Origin of the sequence: Polaribacter sp. AHE13PA, from assembly GCF_019278505.1 — a bacterium.
GTDB lineage: Bacteria > Bacteroidota > Bacteroidia > Flavobacteriales > Flavobacteriaceae > Polaribacter.
On the sequence record NZ_CP058985.1, the window covers coordinates 1,334,224 to 1,350,463 of the forward strand.

The following is a 16,240-nucleotide window of genomic DNA, read 5'->3' on the forward strand; positions in this document are numbered from 1 at the left end:
GTTGAAAAATATCTACAAACAATAAAGGACGACAAAGGCAGATTGTTTGATATGAGTTTCCGAAACTCAATCACCGGAATAGAAGGAACATCTTTGAATTGCTGGAGAGGTTATCAAGCAATTTACAAGATTGAAAATGACAGTTTGTTTGTGAATGCAATACTAGATTGCCATTCCCTCGAATACAAAGAAGAAATTCCAAAAAATTACATCGAAAAAGTATTTGGAGATAAGATTAAAAATGGAAAAGTATTTGTCGATTGGTATAGCGGAAATATCTCTTTTCCGACAAAAAGAAATGACAATAAAGAAATTCGTTGGGATGGAGTGTTTGAAAGAACTTTTATTTATGAAACAGCTATAAAAGTTGAGAACGGAATAATAACCCAAATCAGTAACGAAAAGAATTATATCGATTTAAAAAACGGAATCAATAGATTGAAAAGAGATTCAATAAGCGATATTCTATTCAACTCAATTAAAGATTACAAATGGGCTAAACTGGATAAATTCGACTGTGGAGAAAGATATACGGTCGAAATTGGAAGAAACGGAAAAGTAACTGATGTAATAATGACTGATTATCAAACTGCAGATGAAATTGAATATTATTGGGACACGAAAAAAGAATATAATTATTGCTTAAAATCTATTAAAAAAGCGCTTTCTAAATTACAATTTGACATTCTGAAACGGAAAGGAGAGCCGATTTACGAAAAAGTATATATCGAAATTTGGTTCAACGAAGATGGAACGATTGAAAATTGGACTGATTAAAAACTGTAGCTAACACCGTGTATAATTAATTGCTTTGTTCTAGCCTACTTGCGAAAATTCCTGCGGAATTTTCACGGGTTCGTAAAAGTTTGCTAAATTAGTTGCTTAACCACGCAACTAACCATAACACAACAACGTTAGACACAAGCTGAAAAAACCATTCCGAATACAATGAACAAACGAAAAATAGTTTTAGGAATAATTATAATTCTACTTTCCTATTTGTTCTATTGGGCTTTTGAGCCTTATAGTTTAATTCCATTTTCAGACAAGCCAATTTCACTATCAGAAAGTCAAAATCATCTGAATTGCGACAACTTAAATAGTTTTAGCTTCAAAGCTGATAGTATTATTAATTCCGGAATAAATAAAAATGAGTTTTTAGCAACTTCAACAGCTGTTTATTCAGAAAAATGTGGAAATTGGTTATCTACAGCAGGATTTTTAAATAAAGGAAATCAAGAAAAACCGTCTAAAAATAGTCAGTTCAGAATTGCATCTGTGAGCAAACCAATGACAGCTATTGCTATTCTTCAACTTTACGAAAAAGGAAAAATAAATTTAGATTTACCAATCCAAAACTATTTACCTGAATTTCCAAAAAAGAAAAAAGGAGAAATTACAATTCGTCAATTATTAAATCATACATCTGGAATTCCTCATTACAAATCTGATTTAGGAATTTTCAACTTTACTCACTATGACAATTGCGAAAAAGCTCTTGAAAAATTTGAGAATAGAGAACTAGTTTTTAAACCAGATACTGAATTTTTATATTCATCATTTGGTTACACACTACTTGGTGCAATTTTAGAGAAAGTTTCAGGAAAATCATATCAAACTTATATGCACGAAAATATTTGGAAACCAGCAAATATGACTAACACTAATTTAGAACAGACTAAAACAAATGTTTACATAAAACTCGGAAATCATTTTTACAGAAGTCCAAAAAATGATTTGAGTTACACATATTCTGGTGGAGGAATACAGTCAACAGCAGAAGACCTTCTAAAATTTGGAAAAGGTGTCTTAAATTATAAGTTTTTAAATCCTTCGACAACAAAACTAATGATTCAGTTGACTAATAACAGTAAGGAAATGGAATATACTTTCGGATGGGATAATTGGAAAAGTCCTAAATTTGGAAAAGTCATTGAACATAATGGAACACAAGTTGGGTCAAGTAGTTAGCTATTGGAAAAACGGGGAATTAAAGAGAAAAGAATTATTTAAAAAAGGTAAACTTAAAAGCGGAAAGTGTTTTGACAAAAGTGGAAAAGAAATAGAATACTATAATTTTGAAATTCAGCCGGAATTTCCTGGTGGCAAAATAGCTTTTAAGAGTTTTATTAAAAAACATCTGACTTCTAACAGCTCTAACACAAGAGGAAAGTTAATTTTTAAATTCACAATTGAATCAAATGGAAAAACTTCTAATGTAAAAATACTCAAAGACACGAATCCAAGTTTAAAAAATGAAGTTAATAATATGTTCAATTTTATGCCAATTTGGAAACCAGCAAAACAAGATGGAAACCCAGTAAAAGTAAAGAGAACGATACCTATTAATTTTGGATAAAAACTAACCCAAACAAAGAACCGAGCTAAAAACAACTCTTTTCTTCATTAAATTTACACACTATTACTCTAGGCTCATAATGCTATCAATTAGTATTATGAGCTTTTATTTTTTATATAATTATTATTTATTTAATAATAACAGCTATAAAACTGAATGAAATTGAATGAAACGCAAAAAACTCATTGAATAGCAATGATTTTAGTACTATTTTTGCGCCCATGGAAAATCTAAAACAAGTAACAAAGAAATTACAGCGTGGCGTTGCAGAAGCTATTCAGCAATTTACAATGATAGCCGAAGGAGATAAAATTATGGTTTGTCTCTCTGGCGGAAAAGACAGTTACGCAATGTTAAACATGTTATTGTATTTCCAAAAAGTAGCGCCTATTTCTTTTGATCTTGTAGCTGTAAATTTAGATCAAAAACAACCTGGTTTTCCGGTAGAAGTATTACCTACTTATTTAAGCAACTTAAAAGTTGATTATAAAATTATAGAGAAAAACACCTATAAGATTGTGATGGACAAAACGCCTGAAGGTAAAACAACCTGTAGCTTATGTTCACGTCTGCGTAGAGGAACTTTATATGAAGCAGCCAAAGATTTAGGTTGTAATAAATTGGCTTTAGGACATCATAAAAACGACATTATAGAAACCTTTTTCTTAAACTTATTCTTTGCAGGGAAAATAGAAACAATGCCACCAAAATTTAAAAATGATGCTGGTGATATTATTGTTTTAAGACCTTTGGCTTTCTGTAATGAAAGTGATATTGAAACGTATGCCAATTTTATGGACTTCCCTATTATACCATGTAACTTATGTGGTTCTCAAGAAAACTTACAACGTAAAAAGGTAAAACAAATGATTACCGATTGGGAAACCGAGTTCCCGAATAGAAATGCCATTATGATGAACGCTTTACAAAACGTATTTCCTTCTCATTTATTAGATAAAAATTTATATGATTTTGATAATCTAGAATCTAAAATATCAGAACCTATAGCTACCATTTAGAGAAGTTAGAATTATTTTAAATGAATAAGATTTTAAAACAAAAAGCCATATAAACTTAACTATTCGGTAAAAGTGTTTGTATTTTTTGAAGTAAATCTTTAATTTCTTTTACAGAATTTAAATTTTCTTTTACAGGCATCGTACTTTGTCTCTCGATTAACTGAACAGGAATCACCATTTTAGAAATATTATTTTCATTTTTTAACTGTATTAATATTTGCTTTACAGCTTGTTTCCCTATTTCTAAAAAATTTTGATGAACGGTTGTTAATGGCGGATTGTAATATGCACTATTTACAGTATCATCAAAACCCGTTACCGCAATTTGATCTGGTACGGCATATTTTTGCTCTGCACAAGCTCTTAAAGCTCCCAGTGCCATTTGATCATTCCCTACTAATAAAGTATCTATATTTTGTGGTTGCAAGAGTAGTTTTGTGGTTTCATAATACCCACTTTTAGCACTCCAATCTCCTGTTTCTACCGTTACAATTTCGGCATCAGAGGGTTTTAAAACATCTAACCAAGCTTGTTTTCTCAAATTTGCAGCGTGCGAATGTGCAGGTCCATTTAAAAGCGCAAACCTTTTTCTACCATGCTTCAACATTAACTCGGCAATTAACACAGCTCCTTTATAATGGTCTGCAGCAACCTGACTCACATTTGCTTCAGGAGAAACATCAATAAATAAAAAAGGTAAATGCTTATGTTTTGCTACTAAATTTTCTGCCAACTCTTTTTGTACGGGTAAATTTATAAACACAACATCTACTTGCTGTGACTTTAACTCCCGTATCGCATTTTCTAAGTTTTCCTCTTCAGAATTTGAAACAGCAATAGATATAGCATACCCTGCTTTTTCACTTTCTAAGCGAATTCCATTGACAATACTAGAAGCACCTTCCATGGTCATCTCTAATGTTATGACACCAAAAACCTTTGCTTTTTTACGTACTAAAAGCTGAGCTCCTTTATTTGGCACATACCCTAATTGATCAATTGCCTCCTGAACTTTTTTTAAGGTATTCGCATTTACTCCTCCCCCTCCATTAGTTACTCTAGAAACCGTCTGTGTAGAAACCCCTGCTAATTCTGCAACTTCCTTAAATGTTACCTTTTTATTCATAAACAAACCTTAATTACAACAAATATAATTGTTTAAAAATTACAATGTCTTATTCATAGAAAAATCTATACCTGTATGGAATTACAACAAGTATAGATTTTACAACTATCGTGGGATTAAAAAAATTAAAACTTATTATATCTTCACTACAAAACCTCCACCTGGAGCCATACGTACTGTAAACGTATCTTTTATGTTTTCTGTTTTTTTCACAAAATCAACCCCATTCATATCTGCATTCGGCCCATCTTTAAACACAGTAGCACTTCCAGATTTCCCTGTAATCTCTTTTACATTGATGGTAATTTCACGAGCATCCCAGTTATTTAAACCACCAATATACCAGTCATCTCCTTTTCTACGAGCTGTAATAATGTACTCCCCTATTTTTCCATCTACAGTAATGGTTTCATCCCAAGTAGTAGGAATAGAAGCAATAAATTCTGTACTAACCGGATTCTTCTCATAATTAGTAGGGGTATCACAAAGCATATTTAAAGGAGAAAAGAAAATTACATATTCCGCAAATTGATGCGTACGAGTACCTTGACTCATCGGTTTTGAGAAGTTGGGAGCATATTGGGTTTCTACTTCATTGGTAATAGTATTTAAAGCCTTTACCGCATTATTCATAGCACCTTGCGTATAATCTACAGGTCCAGAAATCATTCTAATAAACGGAAACGTAACATCATACGTAACTTGATCACATTCTTTCGGCTGCCATTTCATTTGCTCTAAACCATGCACACCTTCAAAATTTAAAATATTTGGATATGTACGCTGTAAACCTGCCGGTTTATAAGTTCCATGAAGATCTACAATTAATTTATATTTTGCACACATTTGTGCAGAACGCTCATTAAAATATACCAATTCTTGATCATCGCCATTCATAAAATCGACCTTAAAACCTTTCACGCCCATTTCACTATAATGCTTACAAACCTCTTCCATATCTTTGTCAAAAGCATAATAACCCGCCCACAGAATAATATCTACATTGCGTTCTTTTGCATACTCAACCAGTTCTTTGATATCAATTTCAGGAACAACCTGCATTAAATCATATACCTTATTAACAGACCAACCTTCATCTAAAATTACATATTCAATGCCATTTTTTGAAGCAAAATCAATATAATATTTATACGTTCTATTATCAATACCTGCTTTAAAATCAACCCCCTCTAAATTCCAGTTATTCCACCAATCCCAAGCAACTTTTCCTGGTTTAATCCAACTTGTATCTCCAATAACATTTTTAGCAGCTAATTTGTAAGACATGGTTGTATTTGCCAACTCCACATCATTTCTTGTTACAATTGCCGCTCTCCAAGGAAAACTACGCGGTCCATTTACTTTGGCTATAAAAGGATATCTACTCTTTACAATCACCTGTAAATTATTGTACCCAGTATGTTCTTCTACCTCATCTCTTAAAGGAGCAAAAAAAGCATTCATTGTATTTTTACCAATACTTGTGGTTAAATACATTCCTGGATAATTTCTTAAATCACTTTCTGTAATGGTAATACGTTTTTGGTTTTTAGACTCGATGCTTAAAGGCAAAAACATTAACCTATTTTTATCTAAATCAGAAATTTTAGAACGTGTGTATTGATTTTCGAAAGATTGAAAAAGTTGATGCTCCATAGTTCCTGGAGAATACACATACGGTACTGTAGTTTCTACATCGTGCGCAAACTTGTATTGTGCTTGCTCACTCACTACTTCATAATTTCCTTTTTTTGTTGAAGCAAAACGATACGCAACGCCATCATTATAAGCTCTAAACTCTAAGCTCCAATAATCATTAAATGTTACCTTTACAGTATTATACTCATCTTTTACCGTTTTAGATTTGTAAAAATGAGCATTGATTATCGTATTTACTTTCGCTGTTTTAATGTTCTTTATTTTAGAGCCTAGTCCCCAGATAGTTCCATCAGACAAGGTCATAGAAAGTTTAGAAGGCTCTAATACTTGCACTCCGTCTTGTGAAATAGTGTAATATATAGATTTACCTACAGTTACTTCTGCCTGTGTTTTACCATCAGGAGATTTTACGATTATTTTTTTATCCGCTGCAGACATTGTTGTCGCTCCAAAAAGAATTAATAATGCTGCTGCCATTATTGAAAATGTATTTTTCATGATTATAAATTTTAAGTTAATTGTTGTTTATTCTATTTTTTAAATTGATTTACCACCAGATTTCAAATTGTAATCCATAGGTAAATCCGGAAGTATTATTACCAAAAGGAGCTCCATTAGGCGTATTACCAATCAGTCCTTTTAAATCATCGCTCCAAAAAGCGTAGGTAACAAACGGACGCAATACTGGGCGCGCGTAAAAACCTTTTTCTAAGGAAAGTTCTGGAGTAAACGTTATTTTATCAAGATTACCAGAAACATTTAATTGTTCGTTATTAATATATTCGTGCGTCAACTCTAAGTGTAATTTAAAATGATCACTCAAATAATACATTCCTCTTGCTCCTGCAGTTAACCAATACAGCATTTTGTCTCTCCCTTGCAAATAAGTTCTGTTAGTAGGGTTTGCACTATTGTATTCATAAGGCTTTGTTCCGTAATCTCTCATTACAGCAGACAGAATACCATTTACAGCAAAAGTTTCTTTATCATCATATAAAAAATTATTGTTGATTTCCAAGAAGTAAGAACTTGCAATATCATTTAAAACAATGTTATCATTTCCTGGATTTTCTTTTTCTGACATTCCAGACCAGTGATGTATTGGAATAGAAGCACCTTGTCTAAATATAAGAGCTGTTGTATTGGTGATGTACTTCTTCTCATAATCTAACCAAGAAATAACCGCAAAACCGTGTTTCGCATCATATTCCATGATTTCATTTTCTGCCCGATAACTATAATTTAAAGAGACATTCATTTTAAGCGTTTCACTAATCGGTAAATGCACATAACGCACATCTGCCGTGTATGCTCTTAAGTGATCTTTTGCACCATTTATAAAAGAAATATCCTTTCCTCTCTCTTGAAAAGCCCAAATACCAAATTTAATATCTTCATCAGTTCCTTTCTGAATCAGTTTCTCCATACCAACCCCCCAACCTCTTTGTCCAGGATTTACCCATTGTCTGTCTAACATATGTTCCGCTCTACGATCATAAAATCGTTTACCTGCCCAAATAACCTCTCCGTTTCCTAAAAAATTATTTGCACGCACATATAATTGTTCCGTTTTATTAAAACTCATTTGAGTATCCGTTCCAAAATCTTCATAAATAGAACTCATCCAAATAACATCTAGAGATTTTGATTTCTCTTTATCAAAATAATAAGAATAGTCAAATTCTAATTCACCATAAGTATCCGCTTGATTTCCCAAACTATATTTATTTTGAGCACCTGGCATTTGAAAATGAGCTTGCGTTTCTCCGCCTTCACTTTGCCCAACACCTGTCCTTAAATAACCAGAAGTTTTAAACGTATGATTTACTTTTTCAAAAATTGTTTGTGCTTTTACATTAAATGTTGTCGAAAACATAAATAACACAAAAAAAGATAACAAACCTCTTTCACCTATACGCCAAACAGATCCATTAAACTGCTCAACACATAATAAATCTATATTAAATAATAGAACTTTATTCTTTTTAAAGATATTTAAATTATAATTTTTCATTGCTGCTAGTTAATTGTTTTCGCAAACACACATATAATTGTATGATTTTCAATGTTTAGAATAAATTATTTCTAAAAAAATAACTCCTAAATTATTTCCATAACAATATTAAATTAAAATACAAACCATTTAAAACACCTCTTAATCCTCTTATTTTATTGGCTTCTCTCTATTTTAAATTGTTAAAACCGTCATAAAATTTAAAAGAAAGCATTTAAATATTTTTTTATTACTAACCGATTGTTTAGTTTTGTCCCGTACTTAGAAATAATGGCAAGAAAAAAAGAATATAATGAAGATGTAGTCATAGAAAAAGCAATGAAGCTTTTTTGGCTGAATGGTTACAAAACCACTTCTATGCAAATGCTAGAGAAAGAGATGGGAATTAACAAGTTCTCTATATATGCTAGTTTTGGAAATAAGCATAGTCTTTTTCTTGAAAGCTTAAAATGCTATAAGGTAAAAGTAAATGTGGTTTTAAATAAATTAAAAAATGCTTCCAACGGAGTTGAAGATATCAAACAATTTTTCTACGATTCTGTAAGTTCTAATTTTAAAGACGACAACATAAAAGGATGTTTAGTAACAAACACCTATAATGAGTTTTCAGATTCTGAGGATGCATTGATTAAAGAAGAAATGAGTACTTTTATGAATAACTTAAAAGAGTTAATTATAGAAAAGCTTAAATTAGATGAATCAAAAGATTTAGAAACCATAGAAAAACAAGCTAATTTTTTACTATTGGCAAAACATGGTTTAGCAGCAGCAGCAAGAGTAAATAGTAAAAAAGAAATTGAAGATTACATAGAAATGACCTTTATAAATATATAAACATTTTTTTTACCTAATAACTAAACGACAGTTTAGTTAAAATTAACATAAATAATAATAAATTAAAAATAGAAATTATGACAACATTAAAAGTTCAAAACATAGAAACAGCTCCAGAAGAAAGCAAAGGATTATTAGAAAAATCTCAAAAAGCTTACGGAATGATTCCTGGTTTACACGGAGTATTAGCTACCTCTCCTCAAGCTTTAGAAGCTTACCAAATATTACACGATTTATTTACAAAAACAGCTTTTAACGCAGATGAATTAACAGTAGTTTGGCAAACAATCAACGTAGAGCACGCATGTCATTATTGTGTACCTGCACATACAGGAATTGCAAAAATGATGAAAGTAGATGATGCTATTATAGAAGCATTACGTAACGAAACTCCGTTAGCAGATGAAAAACTAGAAGCTTTACGTACATTTACATTAATAATTACACGTAATAGAGGTCATGTGTCTCCAGAAGAATTAAGCACATTTTATGCAGCGGGTTATACAGAAAGAAGTGTTTTAGACATTATTTTAGGATTGTCTCAAAAAGTAATTAGTAATTACACAAATCATATTGCAAATACACCTGTAGATGCTGCTTTTCAACCATTTGCTTGGGAGAAAAAATAATTTATAAATAACAATATTATACCTACAAATCTTCCGTAATAAAGTGGGAAATTTGTAGGTATTTATATTTTTAAAAAAAACTTATTATGATAAAAGTATCTGTAATGTACCCAAACAGTAATAATGTACAGTTTGATGTAGATTATTATAAAAACAATCATTTACCTATGATTGTAAATGCATTGGGTTCTGCCTTAAAAGGTTTAGAGTTAGATTTAGGAATTGCAAGTAGAGTTCCTGGAGAACCCGCTCCCTTTATAGCTATTGCTCATTTATTATTTGATGATGTTGCTTCTTTTCAGGCTTCATTTGGTCCGCATGCAAAAGTATTTGCAGATGACGTAAAAAATTACAGTAATGTGCAAGGAGAACTTCAAATTAGTGAATTGATAAATTTATAAAGATGAAAAATAACCGTAACATAAAACCGAAAGTGCTTTTTTTTGATGTAAACGAAACTCTATTAGATCTTACCAAAATGAAAAAACAGGTAGGTGACGCTTTGGGTGGAAAAGACGAATTACTTCCCTTATGGTTTACAACAATGTTACAGTATTCATTAGTAACATCCGCAAGCGGAGATTATAAACCTTTTGGACAAATTGGTGCTGCAGCTTTGCAAATGGTGGCTGCTAATAATGGCATTACCATCTCAGAAGAAAATGCAAGAGAGGTAATTGTAAATGCCATGCAAAACTTACCTCCTCACCCAGAAGTAAAAAAAGCATTGCTTCAATTAAAACAAGCGGGTTACAAATTAGTGGCGTTTACAAACTCATCCACCGAAGGTTTAAAAAATCAATTTGAGAATGCTGGTTTAACCGATTTTTTTGATGAACAATTAAGTGTTGAAGAAACTGGGAAGTTTAAACCCTTTACAGAGACTTACCTTTGGGGAGCATCAAAAATGGATGTAAATCCAGAAGAGTGTATGTTAATTGCAGCACATGGATGGGATGTATATGGAGCAATGAGCGCCGGTTTAAGAGCTGCTTTTGTAGCGAGACCTGGTCAACAATTATTTCCATTAGCGCCTAAAACAGAAATTATAGAAAACGATTTAAAAAAAGTAGCAGATATTCTTGTAACTTATCAATAAAAAGGGGTTTAAGGTAACATGGAGGTAAAAGAAGTCAATATAAAAAAGATAGCAAAATATTGCCTAGAAAATGTCTTTAGAACAAATACGGATTTACCAGGCTTTGTGTACCTTGACTTTGGAGAAAATAGAACCTCACCCGAACTTAGAGCTATTATGGTTGCGCTAAAAAATGAATTATCCACTTTTACATTAAAGAAATTCAATAAAGAATTAAGTTATCATTGGTTGGTTCGTTTCGATCAACAAGTTAGCACACCTTTTCATCTAGATAATGCCGAAAATCAATCTTTTTTAATGCTAGGTTACCAACCAAGTGAAGTAGAAAGTGAATTGTATATAGCCGATTATCATAAGTATGCAAATGAGAATAAGGAGGCTTCAGAAGACTATCTTAAAAATTTTACGCCTGTATTTAAGGAAGATGAAACGATACTTAAACCCTATATTACCAAGCTAGCATCATTTGATAAACCTACTTATAAAATTGTTATAATTAATAATAGCAATCCAAAACAAAGCAGAGAAACCTTAGGTGTATTTCACAAAGCAAAAATTGTGAAACCCGATCTAAATAAAAGTAGAATAGTAAATTCAATGATTTTTAATATGTTATCAAAAGATAATAATATTGAAGACCAGAAAAAAGAACATGCTTTTTTAAATACTGATATTATAAGCAAATAGTAATTATAACTTTAAATATTGAATTTAAATAAGCCTGAAAAAAACATAAAATGACACAAAAATTAAAAATAGACATCGTTTCTGATGTTGTTTGTCCGTGGTGTACAATTGGATATAAACGTTTAGAAAAAGCAATTATAGAACTTGGTATTCAAGATAAAGTAGACATAGAATGGCAACCTTTTGAGTTGAACCCAAATATGCCCGCTGAAGGTCAGAATGTAAACGAACATATTACAGAAAAATATGGTTCTACAACCGAGCAACAAAACGAATCGAAGCAAATGATGACCGAAGCTGGTGCAGAATTAGGTTTTAAATTTGATTATTTTGACGAAATGCGCATGGTAAATACCTTTGATGCACATGTTTTATTAGAATACGCTAAGATTTTTAACAAACAAACTGAATTAAAAATGCGTTTAACAGCATCTTTTTTCGGCGAACGTAAAGACGTTTCTAAAAGAGATGTTTTAAAACAGGCTTTATTAGAAGTTGGTTTAAATGCAGAAGAAGGACTTGCTAAATTAGATATTGAATCTGCAAGAAGCGAAGTAAGAGCCAAACAAGATTATTGGAAAAATTTAGGAGTTAATTCTGTACCAACTATTGTTTTTAATAGAAAAAGTGCAGTAACAGGTGCACAGCCTGTAGACACTTTTAAACAAGTACTTACAGAATTAATGAAAGAACAAGAATAGTTTATAAAATTAACTATTGTCGTTCGAGCGCAGTAGAGAACTATTTAATTATTAAACAGTTCTCTACTTATGCTTGTCTTACGCAGAGTCTAAAGACCAAACAAGATATATTGCTTCTATTTAAACTAAAATAATCGATGCAATTAAGTATAATTTATTAGACAAAATAATATCTTAAAAATATACCTATGGAATCAAAAAAAAATAAAGGAGAATTAGATGCATTATTAGCGGCAAAACGTAAAGAAGGTGCAGCTAAATTCACCAAAGAAAAGAATAAAATTTATGCAGACGGAATTACAAGTGTAGCAAATTCTGGCATACTTGAAAAAGCTTTAAATGTAGGAGATAAAGCTCCTGATTTTAACCTGAGAAATGCTTTAAACGAATCTGTATCTCTATATGATGAATTAAAAAAAGGACCGGTAGTTTTAACATGGTACAGAGGTGGCTGGTGTCCGTATTGTAACATCACACTACATTCTTTACAAGAAAAGTTACCAAAATTTCAACAAGCAGGTGCAACACTTATAGCTTTAACGCCTGAGTTGCCAGATAATTCTTTAAGCACATCCGAAAAAAACAATTTAGAATTTAATGTTTTAAGTGATGTTGGTAATACCGTCGGAAAAGAATATGGTGTTGTTTTTAAACTAACTGATGAAGTTGCCGAAATTTATGAAGCTGGTTTTGGTTTAAGTGATTTTAATGGAGATAAAAATAACGAGTTGCCATTAGCTGCTACCTATGTTATTGATACCAACGGCGTAATTCAGTATGCATTTCTAGATGCTGACTATAGAGAAAGAGCAGAATCATCTGACATATTAAACGCGTTAAACCAATTAAAATAAGACCAAAAGTCTTATTTTTTTTATCAGTAAAAAAAGCTATTTCTTTTAAAATCTTAACAAAACTGTAGTACCGTTTACAATCGTATTTTATTAATTTTGAGGTTTATCAACAACCAAATAAAACATTTATGCATACAACCAAAATCATCTTAATTGCTTTTAGTTTCTTATTCTTTTCTTGTGGAAATAAAAAAACAAATTCAGAAGTAAAATCAGAAATAAGTACAGAAAAAGAAACTCCAATTACCTTTAAAAACAAAGGACACGAATTGGTCTATAACACCGTACAAAAAACGGGGAATTACCAAACACTTGCAGCTAAAAAAGATGTGGTTTACACCTACTCTTACCAAACTCCAGATGGGAAAACAGATATTTCTACAGAAAAATATATTTTTGATGGAGAACTTTCTTACGGAGCATATACAAAGCATGAAAGAACTTTAACAGACTTAAAAGGTAAAGTAGAACAAGGCTATGACGGAAATGAATATTGGTTAAAAAATAATGGAGAAATCATAACAGATTCGGCAGCCTTAAAAAAAGTTGCGTTTAACAGACCTACTAATTTTTACTGGTTCTGTATGATTCAAAAATTATTAGATCCTAGTGTACAATATCAATATATAAACGAGCAAACAATTGAAGGAACAGTTTATGATGTTGTTAAAATTACCTTTGATGGTAGTAATAACAAGCCAAAAGATATTTACCAAGTATACATCAATAAGGAAACTATAATGATAGATCAGTTTCTATTTACTGTGATGGATTTTGCAAAGTCAGATCCTCTTTTAATGCAACTGAAATATGAAAATATAGAAGGTATTTTAATCCCTACACAACGTAAATACAAAGCGTCTAATTGGGATGCAGAAGTTACAGATGCTCCTTGGATTCAAGTAAACTGGACCAATATTAAATTTAATAACGGTTTACAAAAAGAACTGTTTAAAAAATAAACCAACACACGAAAATCAATTTTACAAATAACCCCTTCAGATTTAAAAATTTGAAGGGGTTTTTCTTACGCTAAAAAAAAAGTCTTTGCTAAATTAGATTTAACAAAGACTCTTTAAAATATTGAAAAAAATTACGTTATGCTGTAATTTCAGTATCTTTAATTTCTACTACTTCAAGATCAAAAACAAGATCTCTACCTGCTAAAGGGTGATTACCATCAATAACAACGCTATTATCTTTAACTTCAACAATCATTAAATTCATTTCTTGTCCTTCTGGAGACTTAGAAACCAATCCCATACCAACTTTTGGCTCCATATCTTGTGGAAGATTAGCTCTATCAATTTCTTGAATCAATTGATCATTTACCTCACCATACGCTTCTTCTTTAGCGATAGTAATAGTTTTCTTTTCATTCACTTTCATATCAATTAAACCTTGTTCAAAACCAGGAATTAATTGTCCTTGTCCTAAAACAAATTCTATTGGTTCTTTTCCTTCAGACGTATCAAAAACTTGTCCATCAGATAATTTACCTGTATAATGTACTTTTACTGTGTTATTCGCTTTTACTTGACTCATACTATAATTAATTTGAAAAAATAGGCGTTGCATAATTCTTACACAAAAACTATTTTAATTTAAACTTACAAACCTTTCGCTGCCATAACCAAGCCAAAACCCAGAATTTTAATGCCATTTTCTTTAATTCGCTACATTTACAAACAAAAAATAAAGTGCTATCTCTCTTATAGTAGTAATCTACAAGCTTTCTGTTTTTTTATAAATAAAAAGGTTGTGTAATATTGAAACCGCAACTTTGTCAGTTTTTACTTAAAATTAAGATTATTTTATGACAGTTTTGTTATTGACAGGAAGCTTTAATTTTCAATAAAAAGGAGAAATCTCATAAATATTTTCAAGTTTATAGTATCATCCTGTTGGTTTTCTCCTTACGTCGGATGACAAATTGGAATGGTTATTTTTTAGGTTGATAAATAATCAACTACTTTTAATAAGTAAAAACCTTAAAACCTCATATCATTTTTGATTATTCACAAAAGTACTCTCAGAATTTTGTGGTTGGTAACAATTTACTAAATTAGTTACTTAAAACATGCAACAAACCATATACTAAACAAATTTAAAAGCCTAAACCACTAACCAAAATGCCAACAAAAATTATAGACATTAACGAAGCTACGATAAAAAGTTATGTAGAATCATTAAGGCCAGAAGATTTAGAGATTAGAAAACAAATAGATATTGGCTATGCTTATGATGGTAAATCGGTAATTCTGTTTCAAATAAGACCAAAATGGGACAACCCAAAAGAGAAATTACAAATTGATTTCGCTAAAATTACGCGTATAAAGTCAAAAAAAATATGGAAACTATATTGGATGCGTGCCAGTGGAAAATGGGAACTCTATGAACCTTTCTCTGAATCTACACATTTAAATGAAATTGTAGCAATTATTAAAAAAGATAAACACGGTTGCTTTTTTGGATAATAGAAGCTTTTTCTAAATTGTATATATTTAATTTTAGAATAAATAATATGTCCTATTAAGCTCAATCGAAACTTACTATAGTAATCAGTTAGTTATCTACTGAGCTAGAACAGACAACCAAGAATGTTTCAATTACTATAAAAAAATTATTTAAATTCGAACCACCATTGAATACTACAAAACAACAAATAATTAGAGAAATTGCACAAGAATTAGATTGTGGTAGTGATTGCTACTATAATTTAAAAACAAATGAAATTATTGCAATTCCAGATTTTTCACAAGCATTTAATGAAGAAGAATTTAAAGAGGCTTTTGGTGAAGCTCTAGAAAAGTTAGAGCAGTATAAAACAGATTTCATAAAAATTGAATCCTTAGAAAGCTTTGAGTCCTTTAAAATAATGGAAGACTTTGCAGCACAATTAAACGACCTAAATTTTAAGATAGAATTACAAGCTATTTTACAAAGGCAAAAACCCTTTCAGAATTTTAAACATCAAATAGATCAATCTAATTTTAGACAAAACTGGTTCGATTTTAAACAGCATGAGCTTGAGAAAATAGTTGCAAAAAGATTACATTAATCAAATGATGACTAAAGATTTTATAGAAACCTTAAATATAATTGGTTAAGATTATTCGGGGGTAATACTCAAAAGGGAAATATTCGCTTTAACAAAAGAATATATAGAAACACTTGTTTCTCTGATTATCAAGCTATAAAAAAAAAAAAAAAAATGAAGATCCTAAATTGGATGCCGTTTCCATCTTAGATTGGAAAA

General features: G+C 30.9%; 18 protein-coding genes. 14 read left to right on the plus strand and 4 right to left on the minus strand.

Annotated elements, in window-relative coordinates; genetic code table 11:
• Positions 1-51: 51 nt before the first annotated feature.
• The 4 genes from H0I28_RS05780 to ttcA all read left to right on the plus strand — a co-directional run bounded on the left by H0I28_RS05780 (position 52) and on the right by ttcA (position 3,378).
• Positions 52-777: a hypothetical protein gene (locus H0I28_RS05780; RefSeq protein ID WP_218760919.1), complete on the plus strand. Its 726-nt coding sequence runs from the start codon at positions 52-54 to the stop codon at positions 775-777.
• A gap of 171 nt (positions 778-948) precedes the next feature.
• A complete protein-coding gene (locus tag H0I28_RS05785) occupies positions 949-1,971 on the plus strand; it encodes a serine hydrolase (RefSeq protein ID WP_218760921.1) in 1,023 nt (340 codons plus the stop codon).
• Positions 1,943-2,359: an energy transducer TonB gene (locus H0I28_RS05790; RefSeq protein WP_218760923.1), complete on the plus strand. Its 417-nt coding sequence runs from the start codon at positions 1,943-1,945 to the stop codon at positions 2,357-2,359. Before H0I28_RS05785 ends, H0I28_RS05790 begins: the two co-directional genes overlap by 29 nt.
• 221 nt (positions 2,360-2,580) lie before the next feature.
• A complete protein-coding gene (ttcA, locus tag H0I28_RS05795) occupies positions 2,581-3,378 on the plus strand; it encodes a tRNA 2-thiocytidine(32) synthetase TtcA (protein WP_218760925.1) in 798 nt (265 codons plus the stop codon).
• A 55-nt stretch (positions 3,379-3,433) separates the two neighbouring features.
• On the opposite strand, the gene H0I28_RS05800 is transcribed toward ttcA, so the two are convergent.
• The 3 genes from H0I28_RS05800 to H0I28_RS05810 all read right to left on the minus strand — a co-directional run bounded on the left by H0I28_RS05800 (position 3,434) and on the right by H0I28_RS05810 (position 8,177).
• Positions 3,434-4,504: a LacI family DNA-binding transcriptional regulator gene (locus tag H0I28_RS05800; RefSeq protein ID WP_218760927.1), complete on the minus strand. Its 1,071-nt coding sequence runs from the start codon at positions 4,502-4,504 to the stop codon at positions 3,434-3,436.
• Between the two features lie 135 nt (positions 4,505-4,639).
• Complete coding sequence (locus H0I28_RS05805) at positions 4,640-6,661, minus strand: glycoside hydrolase family 97 protein (RefSeq protein WP_218760929.1); 2,022 nt, start codon at positions 6,659-6,661, stop codon at positions 4,640-4,642.
• Positions 6,662-6,710: 49 nt separating this feature from the next.
• A complete protein-coding gene (locus tag H0I28_RS05810; RefSeq protein WP_218760930.1) occupies positions 6,711-8,177 on the minus strand; it encodes a carbohydrate porin in 1,467 nt (488 codons plus the stop codon).
• Positions 8,178-8,447: 270 nt separating this feature from the next.
• On the opposite strand from H0I28_RS05810, the gene H0I28_RS05815 reads away from it, so the two are divergent.
• The 8 genes from H0I28_RS05815 (at position 8,448) to H0I28_RS05850 (ending at position 13,943) form a co-directional block, all read left to right on the plus strand.
• Complete coding sequence (locus H0I28_RS05815; protein WP_218730611.1) at positions 8,448-9,011, plus strand: TetR/AcrR family transcriptional regulator; 564 nt, start codon at positions 8,448-8,450, stop codon at positions 9,009-9,011.
• A gap of 77 nt (positions 9,012-9,088) precedes the next feature.
• A complete protein-coding gene (locus H0I28_RS05820) occupies positions 9,089-9,640 on the plus strand; it encodes a carboxymuconolactone decarboxylase family protein (protein WP_218730612.1) in 552 nt (183 codons plus the stop codon).
• A gap of 86 nt (positions 9,641-9,726) precedes the next feature.
• Complete coding sequence (locus H0I28_RS05825) at positions 9,727-10,041, plus strand: EthD family reductase (protein ID WP_218730613.1); 315 nt, start codon at positions 9,727-9,729, stop codon at positions 10,039-10,041.
• 2 nt (positions 10,042-10,043) lie between these two features.
• Entirely contained in the window at positions 10,044-10,739 is a 696-nt protein-coding gene (locus H0I28_RS05830; RefSeq protein ID WP_218760932.1) for a haloacid dehalogenase type II, read from the plus strand.
• Between the two features lie 18 nt (positions 10,740-10,757).
• Positions 10,758-11,426 carry a hypothetical protein gene (locus H0I28_RS05835; protein ID WP_218760933.1) on the plus strand — a complete coding sequence of 223 codons (669 nt, stop codon included), beginning with the start codon at positions 10,758-10,760 and terminating at the stop codon, positions 11,424-11,426.
• Between the two features lie 50 nt (positions 11,427-11,476).
• On the plus strand, positions 11,477-12,127 hold the full coding sequence (locus H0I28_RS05840) for a DsbA family protein (protein ID WP_218730616.1): 651 nt from the start codon (positions 11,477-11,479) through the stop codon (positions 12,125-12,127).
• 188 nt (positions 12,128-12,315) lie between these two features.
• On the plus strand, positions 12,316-12,981 hold the full coding sequence (locus H0I28_RS05845; RefSeq protein WP_218760934.1) for a peroxiredoxin-like family protein: 666 nt from the start codon (positions 12,316-12,318) through the stop codon (positions 12,979-12,981).
• A 128-nt stretch (positions 12,982-13,109) separates the two neighbouring features.
• Complete coding sequence (locus H0I28_RS05850; protein ID WP_218760935.1) at positions 13,110-13,943, plus strand: DUF6503 family protein; 834 nt, start codon at positions 13,110-13,112, stop codon at positions 13,941-13,943.
• A 136-nt stretch (positions 13,944-14,079) separates the two neighbouring features.
• Here the strand turns inward: H0I28_RS05850 and H0I28_RS05855 are convergent, their stop codons facing one another.
• A complete protein-coding gene (locus tag H0I28_RS05855; protein WP_218730619.1) occupies positions 14,080-14,526 on the minus strand; it encodes a peptidylprolyl isomerase in 447 nt (148 codons plus the stop codon).
• Positions 14,527-15,113: 587 nt separating this feature from the next.
• On the opposite strand from H0I28_RS05855, the gene H0I28_RS05860 reads away from it, so the two are divergent.
• Positions 15,114-15,458, plus strand: a complete 345-nt coding sequence (locus H0I28_RS05860; protein ID WP_218760936.1) for a DUF3024 domain-containing protein — start codon at positions 15,114-15,116, stop codon at positions 15,456-15,458.
• Between the two features lie 167 nt (positions 15,459-15,625).
• Positions 15,626-16,042, plus strand: coding sequence for a UPF0158 family protein (locus H0I28_RS05865; protein ID WP_218760937.1), 417 nt, complete (start codon positions 15,626-15,628; stop codon positions 16,040-16,042).
• The last annotated feature ends 198 nt before the right edge of the window (positions 16,043-16,240 follow it).